Source organism: Photobacterium ganghwense (assembly GCF_003025595.1).
Taxonomy (GTDB): domain Bacteria; phylum Pseudomonadota; class Gammaproteobacteria; order Enterobacterales; family Vibrionaceae; genus Photobacterium; species Photobacterium ganghwense.
In genome coordinates, this window is record NZ_PYMI01000033.1 from 1 (window position 1) to 806 (window position 806).

The 806-nt window shown below is 56.2% G+C and carries 2 protein-coding genes; both read right to left on the minus strand.

Annotated features, from left to right (window positions below):
- Positions 1-113: 113 nt before the first annotated feature.
- Positions 114-557: a hypothetical protein gene (locus C9I92_RS25150; RefSeq protein WP_107193952.1), complete on the minus strand. Its 444-nt coding sequence runs from the start codon at positions 555-557 to the stop codon at positions 114-116.
- Positions 550-717, minus strand: coding sequence for a hypothetical protein (locus C9I92_RS25550; RefSeq protein ID WP_169776011.1), 168 nt, complete (start codon positions 715-717; stop codon positions 550-552). Before C9I92_RS25550 ends, C9I92_RS25150 begins: the two co-directional genes overlap by 8 nt.
- Positions 718-806: the final 89 nt, after the last annotated feature.

Sequence of the window (806 nt, forward strand, 5' to 3'; positions counted from 1 at the left end):
TCATCCAGGCTGTTGATGAAGGCTTTTTCTTCCTGCTCGGTGTGGCCTTGTACGGTTTCCAGTTCGGTATCGTTTACCGGTGTGTTTTCGGTTTCCATCGGGTTTCCTTGTGGTTAGATGCGGGTAATCAGGCCGCCGGTCAGACCGCCCAGAATGATGCCTGCCAGAATGGCTTTCCATGCACCTGGCTTCGGCTCGGTGTCGGTTTCCGGTTTAGTTTGTTGCGGCTCTGGCACCGGCAAAGATTCGGTTTCAATCGGTTCCGGTTTTGGCTCGGGTTGTGGCTCCGTTTCAGGTTCCGTGACCGCGTCACAAACCGCAGTCTGACTGGCTTGTTCGGCTTGGTGCAGGTCTGCCAGCGTGGCGTAATGGACGTTGAATTTTTCCTGCCAGTATTGGCCGGTCTGCTGGTTGGTGCCGCAGCTGTCGCAAATCGAATACAGGAATTTCGCCCGCTTGCCGCGGGCGCGATGAATGGTGCGGACGCTGCCGCACTCACAACGGTTAATGCCTTCGACTGGGTTGGTCGAGGTGCGCACCGGCATCACATCAGCCATGCTTGCCCCCTTGCTCCAACTCGCTCAGTTTTTCGTTAACGCCGTTCATCCAGACCAGTACCAGGCGCAGCGGTGTCATCACTTTGCTGGCGAACGGGTTGCGCGCCGCCTTATCGACTTCGCCCTGTAGTTGTTCAGTAATTTGGTTCAGTTTGTCCATTGCCTTTCCTTTTACGCTGCTAATTGCCATTGTTCGTAGTGCTCGCGGGCTGCCATTGCGCTGGCAATCTCGCGGTCAGTCGGTTCCCT